General features: G+C 65.1%; 11 protein-coding genes, 4 tRNA genes, 1 pseudogene and 1 riboswitch. Of the genes and pseudogenes, 12 read left to right on the plus strand and 4 right to left on the minus strand.

The annotated features are described in order from the left end of the window. Window positions 1–178: 178 nt before the first annotated feature. From GL300_RS01305 to metK, 3 genes and pseudogenes are all read left to right on the plus strand, one after another. Window positions 179–1,744 (plus strand): annotated as a pseudogene (locus GL300_RS01305) (DEAD/DEAH box helicase); the annotation flags it as partial. Between the two features lie 582 nt (window positions 1,745–2,326). After that, window positions 2,327–3,817, plus strand: coding sequence for an apolipoprotein N-acyltransferase (lnt, locus tag GL300_RS01310; protein ID WP_246195056.1), 1,491 nt, complete (start codon window positions 2,327–2,329; stop codon window positions 3,815–3,817). A gap of 15 nt (window positions 3,818–3,832) precedes the next feature. Next, window positions 3,833–3,881: riboswitch (SAM-SAH riboswitch) on the plus strand. Window positions 3,882–3,886: 5 nt separating this feature from the next. Then, a complete protein-coding gene (metK, locus tag GL300_RS01315) occupies window positions 3,887–5,053 on the plus strand; it encodes a methionine adenosyltransferase (RefSeq protein ID WP_155037776.1) in 1,167 nt (388 codons plus the stop codon). A gap of 172 nt (window positions 5,054–5,225) precedes the next feature. Here the strand turns inward: metK and GL300_RS01320 are convergent, their stop codons facing one another. Next, on the minus strand, window positions 5,226–5,852 hold the full coding sequence (locus GL300_RS01320) for a J domain-containing protein (RefSeq protein WP_155037777.1): 627 nt from the start codon (window positions 5,850–5,852) through the stop codon (window positions 5,226–5,228). Window positions 5,853–5,921: 69 nt separating this feature from the next. On the opposite strand from GL300_RS01320, the gene GL300_RS01325 reads away from it, so the two are divergent. The 6 genes from GL300_RS01325 to GL300_RS01350 all read left to right on the plus strand — a co-directional run bounded on the left by GL300_RS01325 (window position 5,922) and on the right by GL300_RS01350 (window position 9,636). Beyond that, complete coding sequence (locus GL300_RS01325; protein WP_155037778.1) at window positions 5,922–6,173, plus strand: BolA family protein; 252 nt, start codon at window positions 5,922–5,924, stop codon at window positions 6,171–6,173. A gap of 81 nt (window positions 6,174–6,254) precedes the next feature. Further along, window positions 6,255–7,220 (plus strand): class II fructose-bisphosphatase, encoded by a 966-nt coding sequence (gene glpX, locus GL300_RS01330; protein ID WP_155037779.1) that lies wholly within the window; start codon window positions 6,255–6,257, stop codon window positions 7,218–7,220. A gap of 50 nt (window positions 7,221–7,270) precedes the next feature. Continuing rightward, entirely contained in the window at window positions 7,271–9,016 is a 1,746-nt protein-coding gene (gene recJ / locus GL300_RS01335) for a single-stranded-DNA-specific exonuclease RecJ (RefSeq protein ID WP_155037780.1), read from the plus strand. A gap of 122 nt (window positions 9,017–9,138) precedes the next feature. Further along, window positions 9,139–9,213 (plus strand) — tRNA-Glu (locus GL300_RS01340). Window positions 9,214–9,426: 213 nt separating this feature from the next. After that, a tRNA-Glu gene (locus GL300_RS01345) sits at window positions 9,427–9,501 on the plus strand. Window positions 9,502–9,561: 60 nt separating this feature from the next. Beyond that, window positions 9,562–9,636, plus strand: a tRNA-Glu gene (locus GL300_RS01350). 54 nt (window positions 9,637–9,690) lie between these two features. Here the strand turns inward: GL300_RS01350 and GL300_RS01355 are convergent. After that, window positions 9,691–10,905 (minus strand): multidrug effflux MFS transporter, encoded by a 1,215-nt coding sequence (locus GL300_RS01355; RefSeq protein WP_155037781.1) that lies wholly within the window; start codon window positions 10,903–10,905, stop codon window positions 9,691–9,693. A 103-nt stretch (window positions 10,906–11,008) separates the two neighbouring features. On the opposite strand from GL300_RS01355, the gene GL300_RS01360 reads away from it, so the two are divergent. Further along, a complete protein-coding gene (locus GL300_RS01360) occupies window positions 11,009–11,431 on the plus strand; it encodes a DUF1489 family protein (RefSeq protein WP_155037782.1) in 423 nt (140 codons plus the stop codon). An 80-nt stretch (window positions 11,432–11,511) separates the two neighbouring features. On the opposite strand, the gene GL300_RS01365 is transcribed toward GL300_RS01360, so the two are convergent. Together GL300_RS01365 and GL300_RS01370 are read right to left on the minus strand one after the other, a co-directional pair. Beyond that, a tRNA-Gly gene (locus GL300_RS01365) sits at window positions 11,512–11,585 on the minus strand. Then, entirely contained in the window at window positions 11,576–11,812 is a 237-nt protein-coding gene (locus tag GL300_RS01370) for a hypothetical protein (RefSeq protein ID WP_155037783.1), read from the minus strand. The genes GL300_RS01365 and GL300_RS01370 overlap by 10 nt, the downstream gene beginning before the upstream one ends. A 57-nt stretch (window positions 11,813–11,869) precedes the next feature. Here GL300_RS01370 and GL300_RS01375 point away from each other — a divergent pair, with 57 nt between their 5' ends. After that, on the plus strand, window positions 11,870–13,108 hold the full coding sequence (locus GL300_RS01375) for an efflux RND transporter periplasmic adaptor subunit (protein WP_155037784.1): 1,239 nt from the start codon (window positions 11,870–11,872) through the stop codon (window positions 13,106–13,108). Window positions 13,109–13,140: 32 nt separating this feature from the next. Further along, a complete protein-coding gene (locus GL300_RS01380) occupies window positions 13,141–16,266 on the plus strand; it encodes an efflux RND transporter permease subunit (protein ID WP_155037785.1) in 3,126 nt (1,041 codons plus the stop codon). Window positions 16,267–16,304 lie beyond the last annotated feature (38 nt).

Below are 16,304 nucleotides of genomic sequence, written 5' to 3' on the forward strand. Positions count from 1 at the left end.
CCGCCCGATTTCGGTTAGGTCCACAGCCGTCTGCATCCGGCAGACAAGGCGAGGGGCGTGCGGAGATTGCGTCCCGAACCGTCGTTTTCGGACCTTCGAATAGAAGCAGGGCCCGTTCACGGCGATGGACGCAGGACCAGCGCAGTAAACATTCTGCGCGTTTACACGAAAGCCCCGAATGACCAAGTTTACCGATCTGAAGCTGGACCCCAAGGTTCTGAAAGCCGTCATCGAGGCGGGCTACGAAACCCCCACGCCGATTCAGGCCGGGGCGATTCCGCCCGCGCTTGAAGGTCGCGACGTGCTGGGCATCGCCCAGACCGGCACCGGCAAGACCGCCAGCTTCACCCTGCCGATGATCACGCTTCTGGGCCGTGGCCGGGCGCGGGCGCGGATGCCGCGCAGCCTCGTGCTATGCCCGACGCGTGAACTGGCCGCACAGGTCGCCGAGAATTTCGACGTCTATGCCAAGCATACCCGCCTGACCAAGGCGCTGCTGATCGGCGGCGTCAGCTTCAACGAACAGGACAAGCTGATCGACCGTGGCGTCGACGTGCTAATCGCCACTCCGGGTCGCCTTCTGGACCATTTCGAACGCGGCAAGCTGCTGCTGACCGGTGTGCAGATCATGGTCGTCGACGAAGCCGACCGGATGCTGGACATGGGCTTCATCCCCGATATCGAGCGCATCTTCCAGCTGACACCCTTTACCCGCCAGACGCTGTTCTTCAGCGCCACCATGGCCCCGGAAATTGAGCGTATCACCGACACCTTCCTGCATTCGCCCGAGCGGATCGAGGTCGCGCGTCAGGCCACCACCAGCGAAACCATCACCCAGAAGCTGGTAGAGATCACGCCCACCCGTCGCGACCAGTCGGCCAAGCAGAAGCGTGAGCTGCTGCGCGCCATGATCCGCGCCGAGGGTGAGGAACTGAAGAACGCCATCATCTTCTGCAACCGCAAGACGGATGTGGATATCGTCGCCAAGTCGCTGAAAGCGCATGGTTTTGACGCCGCTCCGATCCATGGCGATCTGGACCAGCGCCACCGCATGGCGACGCTGGACGATTTCCGCGAGGGCAAACTGCGCTTCCTCGTGGCCTCGGACGTTGCCGCGCGCGGACTGGATATTCCGGCCGTCAGCCACGTCTTCAATTTTGACCTGCCCTCGCATGCCGAAGATTACGTCCACCGCATCGGCCGCACCGGCCGGGCCGGGCGCCTTGGCACTGCCATCTCGATCTCGACGCCCATGGACGAAAAATACCTCACCGCTATTGAGTCGCTGGTCAAACAGACCCTGCCCCGCGCTGAAATCCCCGAAGGGTTCACCCTGTCCTCGGCCGCGCAGAATGCGCCGCGTGCACCGCGTGAAACCGGTAGCCGTCGTGGCGAACGCACCCGTGACCGTCGCGGCCGCCGCGATGATAGCGAGCAGCGTCCGCAGCCGCCGGTCGAAGTCAAAGCCGCCGCCGAACCCCGCCCCGCCCGTGAGGAACGTCGTGAGGAGCGCCGCGAAGAACGTCGTGAGGAGCGCCGCGAAGATCGTCGGGATGACCGCCAGGAGCGCCGCGAGCGTAGCCATGACCGTGGTCACGAGCGTCGGGACGACCGCCGCCCCGATCGCAACGCCGTCATGGGCATGGGCGACCACGTTCCCGAATTCATGACCCGCAGCTTCCGTCCGGCATTGTTCGACCAATTCGACGAGCCTCAGGCCGCACCGGCCAAGCCCGCAGCCGAGGCTCCGGTCGTTGTCGAAGTAGCACCGGTCGCGCAAACCGCGCCGGTCGCCAGTCCGGTTGCTGCCGAACCGGCAGGCAAGCCCAAGCGCAGCCGCTCGCGTAAATCCGCGCCCAAAGACAACGCACCCGCGCCGGTCGAAACCGTGGTCCTGCCCGAATCCGCCGTCGAAGCGCCTGTTGCCGCTGAAACCGCTGGGATCGCACCGGCAGTAGAGACCATCGAGGCCGAAGCGCCCGCGAAAAAGCCTGCGCGCAGCCGCAAGCCGCGCGCAACCAAGGCCAAGGCCGAAACCGCTGCTGCAGAGCAGGTCGAGGCCGCTCCCGTGGCGACCGATGCTCCGGCAGCCGAAGGCGAGGTGGTCAAGCCCAAGCGCAAACCGGCGGCCCGCAAGGCCACCGCCAAGGCCGAGCCCAAGGCTCCGGCCGCGCGCAAACCCCGGACCCGCAAGCCCAAGGCTGCGGCGACCGAGGCCGCGCAGCCCGTCGCGGACAACACCACCGCCGAGGCCTGATTTCGGCCCATGCCCGCCGTGGCAGAACACCAACTCCATGACCGGAGCGGCCGACCGCCGCTTCGGTCTTTGGCATTCGATCTGGCGCTTGGCGCAATAGCGGCCCTTGGACAGGCACCATGGAACCTGTGGTTCCTGACCGTCGCGGCACTGGCTGTCCTGTGCCATCGCATCGCCCGCGCCCGCAGCCCTCGCGCAGCCGCATGGCACGCGCTGATTGCCGGTCTCGGCCAATTCGCCGTCGCCATGTCATGGATCGTCGAGCCCTTCCTTGTCGAGCCGGATCGCTATGGCTGGATGGCTCCCTTTGCCCTGATCTTCATGGCCGCAGGCGGAGCGATCTTCTGGGCGGTTCCGGGCTGGCTTTCAGCCCGCCTCGCCCCCGGTTTCGCGCGACAAGCAGCAGCCTTTGCCGCACTGATGGTGCTGTCTGACTGGCTGCGTGGCTGGATCTTCACCGGCCTGCCCTGGGCGCTGAGCGGTCATATCTGGATCGAGACGCCCGCCGGTCAGATCGCAGCCACCTTCGGCGCGCTAGGGCTGTCGGCGCTGACCATGCTGGCAGCCTGCCTGCCCGTCCTGTTCTGGCGCTCCAGCCCGCCCCTGCGCGCCGCCCTGCCGGGTGCCGTGCTGTCGCTGCTGGTCATCGCCACCGCTTGGACCGCAGGCCTTGCCCGCCTGTCGCAGCCTCTGCCGCCCGATACCGACCATCACCTGCGCCTGATCCAGCCCAATGCCACGCAGGCGCTGAAATGGGACCCCTATTGGTCCGAGATCTTCTTTCGCCGCCTGATGGAGTTGTCCGCAGCCCGCGACACCGACCGCCCCGCGCCGGATGCGGTGATCTGGCCGGAAACCGCGGTGAACTTCCTGCTGGAGCAATCGGGAACGGCGCCGCAGGACATCTCGACCTATGTCGGCAGCCCCGTCATCCTGGGCATCCAGCGGGTCGAGGGTGAACGTTACTTCAACAGCCTGACCGAGTTTTCCGCCCAAGGCATCGGCCCGGTCTATGACAAGTTCCACCTTGTGCCTTTTGGCGAATACACCCCTTGGGGCGACCAGCTGTCGCGTTTTGGCATCCGCGCTTTTGCCGCGCAGCACGGTTTCGGCTACTCGCCCGGACATGGCCCGGCGGTGATACGTTATGGCGCGCTGCCCCCGGTCCAGCCGCTGATCTGCTACGAGGCCGTGTTCTCGCGGCATCTGGTCGCTGGTCCTGACCGACCGGGCTGGTTGCTGCAGGTTACGAATGACGGTTGGTTCGGCAATCTATCCGGCCCGTGGCAGCATCTGGCACAGGCACGGCTGCGGTCGATAGAAAGCGGGCTGCCCCTGATGCGCGCGGCCAATACCGGCATCTCGGCGGTGATCGACGCCCGGGGCGGTCTGCGGGCAACGCTGGGGCTGAACCTGAGCGGACGGATCGACGCAGCCCTGCCCGCCGCTCTGCCGCCGACGCCATGGTCACGCTGGGGCGACTGGCCTGCGGTGATTGCAGCCCTCGCATGCGTGATCTGCGCGGCACTGCATCGCAGGTTGACTGCCCGCAAGGGCTGAACTATCGGTCCTTTCTGACCGTCACAACGGCTTCCTGGCGTGACGGCGTATTTCCAACGGAGCACTTCAATGGCCAGACAGAATTACGTGTTCACCTCGGAATCAGTCTCCGAGGGGCACCCCGACAAATTGTGCGACCAGATTTCGGACGCGGTGCTGGACGCCCTGCTGGCCGAGGACCCCGCCGCCCGTGTGGCCTGCGAAACCTTCGCCACCACCGGAACTGTCGTCATCGGCGGCGAGATCGGCCTGACCGACCAGAAGAAGCTGGGCGAATACATGGGCCGCATCGGCCAGATCGCCCGCGACACCATCCGCGACATCGGCTACGAGCAGGAAAAGTTCCACTGGAACACCTGCCACGTCCACAATTACCTGCATGAGCAATCCGCCCATATCAGCCAGGGCGTCGATCGCGACGGCGCTGGCGACCAGGGGATCATGTTCGGCTTTGCCGTCGATGAAACCCCCGAGCTGATGCCCGCCCCGATCCAGTATTCGCACGCGATCCTGCGCCGTCTGGCCGAGGCCCGCAAATCCGGCGCCGAGCCGATGCTGGGCCCCGACGCGAAATCCCAGATCAGCCTGCGTTACGAAAACGGCATCCCGGTCGAAGTCACCAGCCTTGTGCTGTCGCACCAGCACAAGGATGTCGAGCAGACCTCGGACGATATCCGCGCCATCGTCGAGCCCTATATCCGCGAAGTGCTGCCCGCCGAATGGCTGACCGAGAACACCGAATGGTGGGTCAACCCGACCGGCACCTTCGTCATCGGCGGCCCCGATGGTGATGCCGGCCTGACCGGGCGCAAGATCATCGTCGACACCTATGGCGGCGCGGCCCCCCATGGCGGCGGCGCGTTCTCGGGCAAGGACCCGACCAAGGTTGACCGCTCGGCCGCCTATGCCGCGCGCTATCTGGCCAAGAACGTGGTTGCTGCAGGTCTGGCCCGTAAGTGCGTGATCCAGCTGAGCTATGCAATCGGCGTGGCGAAACCGCTTTCGATCTATGCCGACACCTTCGGCACCAGCGAGGTCCCCGAGGCCGAGATCGAACGCGCCATCTCGCGCGCCATGGACCTGACGCCGCGCGGCATCCGCGAGCATCTGGACCTGTGCCGCCCGATCTATCGCCGCACCGCCGCCTACGGCCATTTCGGCCGTCAGCCCGAGGCGGATGGCGGCTTCTCGTGGGAGCGCACCGATCTGGCGGACGCGCTCAAGCGCGAGCTGTAAATTCGGCTCCGGGCGCTTTACGCCCGTTCGGCTTCGGAAAAGGTCCCCCGGACCTTTTCCAACCAAGCCTGGTCCAAAAAAAAAGGCCCGAGCTTCGCGCTCCGGGCCTTCTTTCTTGCTTAAATATCCTGGGGGAGCGCGGAACGCGCGGGGGCAAAGCCCCCTGACCACCTCAGTCCTTGAAGCTGCGGCTGTCCTTGATCTGGTCCCAGGCCCAGACGACCTCCTGCAGACGATCCTCGTCCGAACGGTCGCCACCGTTCATGTCGGGATGCAGATCCTTGACCAGGGATTTGTATTGCTTGCGGATTTCCGCGCGGGTCCAGCTGTCCTTGGCCTCAAGGATATCCAGCGCGCGGCGCTCGGTCGGGGGCAGCTTGCGGGTGGCCTTGGTGCGCAGCTCGGGGTTGGTGCCGTTTGCGCCCAGGATCTCCAGCGGATCGTCGATGCCGTGGCGGGCCCATTTCTGTTCCTGCGCCGCGCGGCCGAAAGGCTTGGTGGGACGTTCCCAGACCGTCGCATTGTCCAGAAACTCCTGGAACTCGGCCTCGGACTGGCCCTGGAAATAGTTCCAGTTGGCATTGTATTCGCGCACGTGGTCCTTGCAGAACCAGAAGTAATCGTCGAGGTTCCGCGGATTCTTGGGCGCGCGATATTGGCCCGGCTCATTGCAGCCGTCCTTGTCGCATCTGCGGGTCGAGGTCTCGAATGCGCCCGACATGCCGCGACGTCCCTTGGACCGTTTTTTCTTGTCCGAGGCCGCCGAAATGTCGAAGCCGAACGGGTCGCTGTTGCTCATATACCTGCCTTGTCCTGATCGGGACACGCAGTTTAGATTATTTCGCGCGACATGAAAGGGGCATAACGGATGATTGCGGATGAGATGCAGGAACGGCTGCGTGAGCTTCAACCCTCCCGGCTAGAGATTATTGATGAAAGCGAAGGCCATCGCGGCCATGGCGGCTGGCGCGAGGGCGGCGAGACGCATTTTCGCATCGTCATCGCCAGCCCGCAATTCGCGGGGCTTGGCCGTGTCGCTCAGCATCGGCTGGTGCATCGCACATTGGGCGACATTGTGCCGCGAATCCACGCACTCGCGCTGGAACTGGCGGAAAGCTGAGCCGTTAGCGCACCCAGCCTTGCAGCCGTTACAATCCGGCGCGTAGAAGCCTTCCCAAACGTAATCACAAGGATTTTCACGATGACCCCGCCCAAGGATTTCAATGACCGTATGCTGTCTCTGGGTTTGGCCCGCGTCAGCGAGGCTGCCGCCCATGCTTCGGCCCGTCTGATCGGTCGCGGGGACGAGAAGGCCGCCGACCAGGCCGCCGTGAACGCCATGCGCGAACAGCTGAACATGCTGGACATCAAGGGCGTCGTCGTCATCGGCGAGGGCGAGCGCGACGAAGCTCCGATGCTGTATATCGGCGAGGAAGTCGGCACCGGCGAAGGCCCGGAAGTGGACATCGCGCTTGACCCGCTGGAAGGCACCACGCTGACCGCCAAGGACATGCCGAACGCGCTGACCGTGATCGCCATGGCGCCGCGCGGCACGCTTCTGCACGCCCCCGACGTCTACATGGAAAAGCTGGCCATCGGTCCGGGTTATGCCAAGGACGTGGTCAGCCTTGAAATGTCGCCCGCCGAGCGTGTCCGCGCGCTGGCAAAGGCCCGTGGCGTGCAAGACACCGACATCACCGTGTGCATTCTGGAACGTCCCCGCCATGAGGACCTGATCGCCGAAGTCCGCTCGACCGGCGCTGCGATCCGCCTGATCACCGATGGCGACGTCGCTGGCGTCATCCACTGCGCCGAGGCCGAGCTAACCGGCATCGACATGTATATGGGCTCGGGCGGCGCCCCCGAGGGCGTGCTGGCCGCATCGGCGCTGAAATGCATGGGCGGGCAGATGTGGGGCAAACTGCTGTTCCGCAACGACGACGAAAAGGGCCGCGCCTACAAGGCCGGAATCACCGATCTGGACCGCATCTATTCGCGCGACGAACTGGTCACCGCCGACGTGATCTTTGCCGCGACCGGCGTCACCAACGGCTCGATCGTGGCTGGCGTCAAGCGCGAGCCGGGCTTCCTGCAGACCGAAACCATCCTCATGCGCTCGAAAACCGGTTCGGTCCGCCGCATGATCTATCGCAACCCGATCAAGTAATCGCGGGACTGCACTCTTGAACGCCGGGCGGTCATGGGGGACAAGATCCCATGACCGCCTTTCTTTCCGTCGAATCCTCGCTGACCGGCCGCTTCTGGCGTGGTCCCGATGCCACCCTTGACCGCGCCGCCGAGGCGCTGGCCCAGGACAGCCGCCTGCCCTTGCCGGTGACGCGCATTCTGGCCTCACGCGGCGTCGCCCCGCATGAGGCGCAGGCCTATCTTGATCCCAAGCTGCGCGACCTGCTGCCCGATCCCCTGACGCTGCGCGACATGGGCAAGGCCGCCGAGCGCATCGTCGCGGCCACTTTGGGCCGTCAGGGCATCGCCATCTTTGCCGATTACGACGTGGACGGGGGCTCGTCCGCCGCGCTGCTGATCGACTGGCTGCGTCAGCAGGGTCTGGATGCGACGCTGTATATCCCCGACCGCATCGATGAGGGCTACGGCCCGAACGTCCCCGCCATTACCGGACTGGCGCGCGACCATGACCTGATCATCTGCGTCGATTGCGGCACGCTGAGCCATGAGGCACTTGCCGCCGCCGCCCCCCGCGACGTGATCGTGCTGGACCACCACCAGGGCGGCGAAACCCTGCCCCCCGTGCTGGCCGTGGTGAACCCCAACCGCGCCGATGAGGATGGCGCGCTGGGGCATCTGTGCGCGGCGGGCGTGGTCTTCCTGACGCTGGTGCAATGCAACCGCCTGCTGCGCGAGGGCGGCCATGCCCAGCCCGACCTGATCCGCTTGCTGGATCTGGTGGCGCTGGCGACGGTGGCCGATGTCGCGCCGCTGGTCGGAGTGAACCGCGCCTTTGTCCGGCAGGGCCTGACCGTGATGGCCCGGCGCGAGCGTCCGGGTCTGGTGGCACTGTCGGATGTGGCGCGGCTGGATTCCGCGCCCAACGCCTTTCATCTGGGTTTCCTGCTGGGGCCACGCATCAATGCCGGCGGCCGGGTCGGCAAGGCCGATCTGGGGGCGCTGTGCCTGTCCTGCACCGACACCGCTTTGGCCGGGCGGCTGGCCACGCAACTGGATGAGCTGAACCGCGACCGCCGCGCCATCGAGGCCGCTGTGCGCGAAGCCGCGCTGGCACAGGTCGAGGCACGCGGCAGCGATACCCTTGTCGCATGGGCCGCTGGCGAAGGCTGGCACCCCGGTGTCGTCGGCATCGTCGCCGCCCGCGTCAAAGAGGCGATGAACCTGCCCTCGGTCGTGATCGGGGTCGAACATGGGATCGGCAAGGGCTCGGCCCGCTCGGTTCCCGGCGTCGATCTGGGCCGCGCCATCCAGCGTCTAGCGGCCGAAGGGTTGCTGCTGAAGGGCGGCGGCCACGCCATGGCCGCGGGCCTGACCATCGAGGAAGCCAAGATCCCCGAGGCCATGGAGCGCCTGTCGCAGCTTTTGGCGCGCGAGATGGCGGAGCGTTCGGGCGCGGGCGAATTGCGGATCTCGGGCTTGATGGACCCGGCCGGTGCCACGATTGAGTTGATGCAGTTGCTGGACCGTGCCGGTCCCTTCGGTCAGGCCGCCCCCGCCCCGCGCTTTGCTTTTGCCGACCAGCTGATCGACAGCGCCGGGACCATGGGTGACGCCCATCTGCGGCTGCGTTTCCGCAGTCCCGGTAGCCAGCCGCTTGAGGCTGTCGCATGGGGCGCGATGACCGGCCCGCTGGGTCCGGCCCTACTGGAATCCAAGGGGCGGCGCTATCATCTGGCGGGCAAGCTGGAGCTGTCGCAATGGGGCGGGCGCGAGCGGGTGCGGCTGCGTCTGGATGACGCCGCCGAGGTGATCTGATCCTTTTTGAACTGGCGCGGAAAAAACTTTGCGGGGAAGTCGTTTTTCTGCTTGCGGCCCCCCGGAACCTGCCCTAAATACCGCCCCACACCGCAGGGCACTGCCCGGCGGGATAAGAAAGTGGCCCGTTCGTCTATCGGTTAGGACGTCAGGTTTTCAACCTGAAAAGAGGGGTTCGACTCCCCTACGGGCTGCCACTTCCTTTCAGTCTCTGACAGGACTTCACGCCGGGATCGACACGATCCGCGGCGTTTTTTCTTTTCCGCCGCCGGTTTTCCCGATGGATTCCGGCCATGTCCGGAAAATCCGACTTACCCACAGAAAGCGTGAAAAGACCTCTTGCGGGTCGCCGGAAGCTAACCTAAACACCGCCCCACGCCGCAGGGCATAGCCTGGCGGAACAAGAAAGTGGCCCGTTCGTCTATCGGTTAGGACGTCAGGTTTTCAACCTGAAAAGAGGGGTTCGACTCCCCTACGGGCTGCCACTTCCTTGCCTTCTGCTGAAGGACTACCGCCGCAGGGCATAGCCCGGCGGAACAGAAAGTGGCCCGTTCGTCTATCGGTTAGGACGTCAGGTTTTCAACCTGAAAAGAGGGGTTCGACTCCCCTACGGGCTGCCACTTCTTCCCAAAAGTCAGATGTGAAAAAGGGCGCTTGCAGCGCCCTCTTTGTTTTCAGACTTCCTCGACCTTGCGCATCATCCACAAGGCTGCCGCCGAACATATCAGCGTCGCCATGATGATCGGCCGTGCCGTGCCGTCGTAAAGCAGCCCGATCGGCGCCGCGATCAGCACCGCGCCGATGGTCGAGACCGCTGCGATGACCGAGGCCGCCATTCCCGCGACATGCCCCATGCGCTGCAGCGCCATGGCGTTCAGGTTGCCAAAGGTCACCCCGGCCATAAAAAAGACGCTGACCGCCCAGACAAAGAAGGCCGGAAAGCGCAACGCCTCGGGCAGCAGGTCGCCGATGACCAGCACCGCCATGATCGAGGACACCACGACCTGCATCGCATAGGCATAGGTCACGATCCGCCGCATCCCCAACCGCAGCACGTAGCGCGCGTTCAGCACCGTCCCGATCCCCGACAGCAACGCCATAGCCGCGAACCACAGCGGGAATTGCGCGCCCTTGTGATAGGTCTCCGAGAACAACTGCTGCGCCGAACTGAGCAGCGCAAACATCTGCCCGAAGCCCAGCGTCATCACGATGGCCACCAGCTGCACCTGCCGGTTGCCCAGCACCTCGCGCGCCGAGGCGACCAGATTGGTCATATTCAGCGGACGGCGGCGAGCAGGGGGCAGGGTCTCATCCTGACGCAGGTTCAGCCATAGCGAGCCGACCAGCGCCAGCAGCACGAAAGCGCCAAAGATCCCGTGCCAGCCGACGAAATGGATCACCACCGCGCCCAGCGACGGCGCAATCGCCGGAACAAGGATAAAGATCATCATGATGAAGCTGGTGATCCGCGCCATTTCGCGGCCCTGATACAGGTCGCGCACCAGCGCCTGCGACACGATCCGCGGCCCCGCGGCCCCCAGCCCCTGCACGAATCGCGCGATCAGCAGCATTTCCAGCGAATTGGCAAAGATCGCGGCGATTGCGGCCAGCGCATAGATCCCGAAACCCAGCGTGATGATCGGCTTGCGCCCAAAGGCATCCGACAGCGGCCCGGCAAGGAACACGCCCACGCCCATGCCGCCGACAAAGGCCGTCAGCACCAGTTGCGCCCGGTTCACGTTGTCCGGGCTCAATTCCTGCGCGATCTCGGGCAGTGCCGGCAGCATCGAGTCGATCGAGAATGCGATCACGGCCAGCACCAGCGCCAGCATGGCGACAAATTCAAATTGGGATTGCCTGCGTTCAGGCATAGCGACCGGCTCAGGCATGGTCCCCTCGTTTTTATGAAAATCCCACGCGGCCTACGCCCCTTATCCACAGGGTGCAAGGCGGACGCGTTGCACATTCCCGCGCGCGGGATATATCTGGGGCATGAGCAAGACCCTCCACCTGATGAAGCTTTGCGTCGGCTGCGACAGCCCGGCGGAACTGGCCGAATGGCAGAAACACCGCTGGCAGGGCGGTCCCGCCCGCCACGTCACCCGCATGTGGCCCAAGCGCGAGTCCGAGATCCTCGACGGCGGCTCGATCTACTGGGTGTTCAAGGGCGTCATGCAGGCCCGCCAGCGCATCCTCGCGCTGGAAGAGGTCGAAGGCGAGGACGGCATCCGCCGCTGCGCGCTGGTCCTCGACCCCGAACTGGTCCGCACGGCAGCAGCCCCCCGCCGTCCCTTTCAGGGCTGGCGCTACCTGAACGCCACGGACGCGCCGCCGGACCTGCCCGCGGGCCGCGACGCCGAACCCAGCCTGCCCCCGGACATCGCCCGAGCCCTGGCCGAAATGGGCCTGCGCTGACTCTGCGCACGGCAACACGACATGCCGCGCGAAATCAGCCAAGACAAGCTTCCGACAATCAGATCAAAATTCAGGGAAATTGGAGCGGGTGAAGGGAATCGAACCCTCGTCATCAGCTTGGGAAGCTGCGGCTCTACCATTGAGCTACACCCGCATCTGCGCATCCGATAGCATCACCTGCGCGCCCGCTGCAACCCCAAATTCACAACCGAACCGAACCGCAGCATTCGACCCGACCACCGGAATTTCTTCGTTTTTCAAATACCCCTGCCAAGCCTGCGGCTGGTCGCTGCGACTGGGCCCAGTGCGCAGGCAATCGGCAAAATTGTCGCGCATGACATCGGGTTGAACCGCGACCCGTCTCGATTCGGGATTGATCATCCCGCTCAAACATTCGTTATTACTGAAAAGGTCAGCACCAGCACCCGGAGCACGAACATGTCAGCGCTCACGCGCCGGATCGCCATTTCCCTGTTTCTGCCGATCGCGGCAGGTTTCGTCCCGGCGGCGGCGATTGCCCAGCAACCGGGCGGTGATGCCCCACCGCCGACGGTGACGGTCGTGACCCTGCATGCGCAGGACGTGACCCTGACGACCACCCTGCCCGGTCGCGTCACCGCCTCGGCCGAAGCCGAGGTCCGCCCGCAAGTCAACGGCATCGTCGCGCAGCGCCTGTTCGAGGAAGGCCGCCGGGTGAAGGTCGGCGATCCGCTGTTCCTGATCGACAAGACCACCTATGAGGCTGTCGTGGCTCAGGCCGAGGCTGCCGTCGCGCAGGCCCTTGCGCAGGCGCAGAACGCCCGCTCCGAGGCGACCCGCGTCGGTGAGCTTCGCGACCGTCGCGTCGCCAGCGTCAGCACGACCGAGGCCGCGATCGCCGCCCGCGATGCCGCCGAGGCCGCGGTGAAAGTGGCCGAGGCACAATTGCAGACCGCCCGGATCGAGCTTGAACGCACCACCATCCGGGCCGAGCTGGACGGCGAGATCGGCCTTGCCCAGACCAGTCAGGGCGCGCTGGTTACCGCCAGTCAGGCCACCCCGCTGGCAGTGATCCGCACCCTCGATCCCGTCCATGTCGACGTGACCCAATCCGCCGCCGAGGTCATCCGCTGGCGGCGCGAGGTGATGACCCAACCCACCGACCAGCAGCCCTCGCGTACGGTGATGCTGCGCCTTGCCGATGGCTCGGACTATGCCGAGACCGGCACGCTGACTGCCGCCGAACCCTATGTGAACGAGACGACCGGCGTGATGACCCTGCGCATGTCCTTCGCCAATCCCGACCATATCCTGCTGCCGGGCATGTATGTGCAGGCGATCATCCAGCAGGCCAAGGCCAAGGACGTGGTGCTGGCCCCGCAGGAAGGCGTCAGCCGCGACCGTCGCGGCCAGCCCATCGCGTTGGTGGCGAATGCCGAAGGGCTGGTCGAACAGCGCCAGCTGACCATCCTTCAGGATATGGGCAATAACTGGGTCGTCAGCGAAGGGCTCAAGGATGGCGACCGCCTGATCGTCGAGGGCGTGCAACGCATCGCGCCGGGCATGCCGGTCAATCCCGAAGAGCGCAAGCCCGCAGCACCTGCGGAAGGCGCGGCGGCGGCGGCCCCTGCCGACGGTGCGGCAGAAAAGCAGGACGGCGCGGAAGAACCCGGCAACAAGGCGGCCTCGGACGGCTGATTTCGTCGAGGAACAGGAAACAGGAGCCTGACATGGCGCGCTTTTTCATCGACCGCCCGGTTTTTGCCTGGGTCATCTCGATCCTGATCATGGGTCTTGGGGTACTGTCGGTCTTCAACCTGCCGGTGGCACAATATCCCCAGATCGCACCGCCCACGGTCGAGATCCGGGCGACCTATCCCGGCGCCTCGGCCGAGACGGTGGCCAATACCGTGACGCAGGTCATCGAACAGCAGATGACCGGTCTGGACGGGCTACGCTATTTTTCGTCCAGTTCGTCCTCGTCCGGCTCATCGACCACGACCCTGACCTTTGAAACCGGGACCGATGCCGATATCGCGCAGGTTCAGGTCCAGAACAAACTGGCGCAGGCCACCTCGCTTCTGCCCGAGGCCGTGCAGCGTCAGGGCGTCTCGGTCGAAAAGACCTCGTCCAGCTTCCTCATGGTCATCGGCCTGATCTCGGATGATGGCGCGCTGGAGCAGGTCGACCTGTCCGATTACATGATCTCGAACCTCGTCAACGATCTCAGCCGGGTCGAGGGCGTGGGCTCGGTGCAGGTCTTTGGCGCGCAATATTCGATGCGGATCTGGCTGGACCCGTCCAAGCTGGCCGCGTTCGAACTGACCCCCAGCGATGTCGTCACGGCGGTGGCCGCCGAGAACGCCCAGATCTCGGCCGGGTCATTTGGCACGCAGCCCGCACCGCCGGGCCAGATGCTGAACGCCACGATCACGGCGCAGTCGCTGCTGTCCTCGCCCGAGGATTTTGAGCAGATCGTGCTGCGCGCCGAGGCCGATGGTGGGCTGATCCTGCTCAAGGACGTGGCGCGGATCGAAATCGGTGCCGAGGATTATTCGACCAGCGCGAAATACAACGGCAAGCCTGCCGCCGGTATCGCGATCAGCCTTGCCTCGGGCGCAAACGCGCTGGACACGGCGGATCGGATCAAGGAGCGCATGGCGGAATTCGCCAAGTTCTTCCCCGAAGGCGTCAGCTACGTCATCCCCTATGACACCACGCCCTTCGTGCTGATTTCGATCGAGGAAGTGGTCAAAACGCTGGTCGAGGCCATCGTGCTGGTCTTCTTCGTCATGCTGCTGTTCCTGCAGAACTGGCGCGCGACGCTGATCCCGACACTGGCAGTTCCGGTCGTCATCATGGGCACGTTCGGCATCCTTGCGGCGCTGGGGTTCACCATCAACACGCTGACCATGCTGGCGATGGTTCTGGCCATCGGCCTGCTGGTCGACGACGCCATTGTCGTCGTAGAAAACGTCGAGCGGATCATGGAGGAAGAGGACCTTTCCCCGCGTGAGGCGACCCGCAAATCCATGGGCCAGATCACCGGCGCGCTGGTCGGCATCGCGCTGGTCCTGTCGGCGGTCTTCGTGCCGATGGCGTTCTTTGGCGGCTCGACAGGGATCATCTACAAACAGTTCGCCATCACCATCGCCTCGGCCATGGGCCTGTCGGTGGTCGTGGCGTTGACGCTGACGCCCGCGCTTTGCGCGACGCTGCTGAAAAACGAACACGGCCACAAGACGCGCGGCATCTTTGGCCTGTTCAACAGGGGTTTTGACGCCACCACCTCGGGCTATGGCCATTCGGTCAGTTGGATCATCCACCGCCCGCTGCGGATGATGCTGATCTATCTGGCGATTGGCGCGGCCATGGTCTTTCTGTTCCTGCGCACCCCCACCGGCTTCCTGCCCGATGAGGATCAGGGCATCATGTTCGTGCTGGTGCAGGGCCCGACCGGGGCCACTACCGAACGGACCGAGGCAGTGCTGGCGCAGATCCAGAACTACTTCACCACCGCCGAAGCCGAGAACGTGGATTCGATGTTTGGCGTCTCGGGCTTCAGCTTTGCCGGGGCCGGGCAGAACATGGGCATCGCATTCGTGCGGCTGAAGGACTGGAAGGAACGCACGCGACCCGACCAGAACGTGCAGGCGATTGCCGGGCGCGCCTTCCCGGCGCTCATGCAGATCCGCGATGCGATGGTCTTCCCGATCGTGCCGCCCTCGGTGATCGAGCTGGGCAACGTCTCGGGCTTCGACTTCTACATTCAGGCGCGCGGGGGTCAGTCGCACGAACAATTGCTGGCGGCGCGCAACCAGATGCTGGGCATGGCGGGTCAGGACCCGCGCATTGCCTCGGCCCGCCCGAACGGGTTGGAGGACGCGGCGCAGTACAATCTAGACATCGACTGGCGCAAGGCCGGCGCGATGGGGGTTTCGGCCACCGATGTCGGTGGGCTGCTCTCGGTCGCGTGGGCGGGGCGCTATGTGAACGACTTCATCGATCGCGGCCGGATCAAGCGCGTCTATGTTCAGGGTGAGCCCCTGTCACGTTCCGTGCCCACCGATATCGACAAATGGCGGGTCAGGAACAGCTCGGGCGGGCTGGTGCCCTTCTCGAACTTTGCCGAGGGACGCTGGACCTATGGTCCGCAGGGCCTGACCCGTTACAACGGCGTGCCCGCGATGCAGATCCAAGGCGGTCCGGTTCCCGGCGTCTCCAGCGGCGAGGCGATGACCGCGCTGACCGAGATGGCGGCGAAGTTGCCCGTCGGCTTCGACATCGCATGGACCGGCCTGTCGCTTGAGGAACAGGAATCGGGCAGCCAGACCATGCTGCTTTACAGCCTGTCGCTGGCGGTGGTGTTCCTGTGCCTTGCCGCGCTTTACGAAAGCTGGTCGATCCCCTTCGCGGTCATGCTGGCCATGCCCATCGGGGTCTTGGGCGCGCTGGCCGGGGCATGGCTGGGCGGCTTTGACAATGGCGTCTTCTTCCAGGTCGGCCTGCTGACCGTTATTGGCCTGACCGGGAAAAACGCCATCCTGATTGTCGAATTCGCCCGAGAACAGGCCGAGCAATCCGGCAAACCGCTTTACGAGGCGGTGATCGAGGCCGCGCGCCAGCGCTTCCGTCCGATCATGATGACCTCGGTCGCCTTCTCGCTGGGGGTGCTGCCGCTGGTCCTGTCCAGCGGGGCTGGCGCGAACGGGCGCAACACGATCGGGGCCACGGTGCTGGGCGGGACGATTTCCGCCACGGTGCTGGGCATCCTGTTCGTGCCGCTGTTCTTTGTGCTGGTCCGCCGCCTGCTGGGCCGCAAGGAAGTGCTTGAGGGGCAGCACGCCAACTCCTGATTGCACGGGGCAAGCGGAAGCTTGCTCCGCAGGCGGCG

This window comes from Paracoccus litorisediminis, assembly GCF_009711205.1.
Lineage (GTDB): Bacteria > Pseudomonadota > Alphaproteobacteria > Rhodobacterales > Rhodobacteraceae > Paracoccus > Paracoccus litorisediminis.

Bases quoted from the DNA above. Each gene is read 5' to 3' on its own strand.
- GL300_RS01380 (WP_155037785.1), top strand. From the start codon at position 13,141: ATGGCGCGCTTTTTCATCGACCGCCCGGTTTTTGCCTGGGTCATCTCG.
- GL300_RS01320 (WP_155037777.1), bottom strand. From the start codon at position 5,852: ATGAGCAACAGCGACCCGTTCGGCTTCGACATTTCGGCGGCCTCGGAC.
- GL300_RS01355 (WP_155037781.1), bottom strand. From the start codon at position 10,905: ATGCCTGAGCCGGTCGCTATGCCTGAACGCAGGCAATCCCAATTTGAA.
- metK (WP_155037776.1), top strand. From the start codon at position 3,887: ATGGCCAGACAGAATTACGTGTTCACCTCGGAATCAGTCTCCGAGGGG.
- recJ (WP_155037780.1), top strand. From the start codon at position 7,271: ATGACCGCCTTTCTTTCCGTCGAATCCTCGCTGACCGGCCGCTTCTGG.
- GL300_RS01375 (WP_155037784.1), top strand. From the start codon at position 11,870: ATGTCAGCGCTCACGCGCCGGATCGCCATTTCCCTGTTTCTGCCGATC.
- GL300_RS01325 (WP_155037778.1), top strand. From the start codon at position 5,922: ATGATTGCGGATGAGATGCAGGAACGGCTGCGTGAGCTTCAACCCTCC.
- glpX (WP_155037779.1), top strand. From the start codon at position 6,255: ATGACCCCGCCCAAGGATTTCAATGACCGTATGCTGTCTCTGGGTTTG.
- GL300_RS01360 (WP_155037782.1), top strand. From the start codon at position 11,009: ATGAGCAAGACCCTCCACCTGATGAAGCTTTGCGTCGGCTGCGACAGC.
- GL300_RS01370 (WP_155037783.1), bottom strand. From the start codon at position 11,812: ATGATCAATCCCGAATCGAGACGGGTCGCGGTTCAACCCGATGTCATG.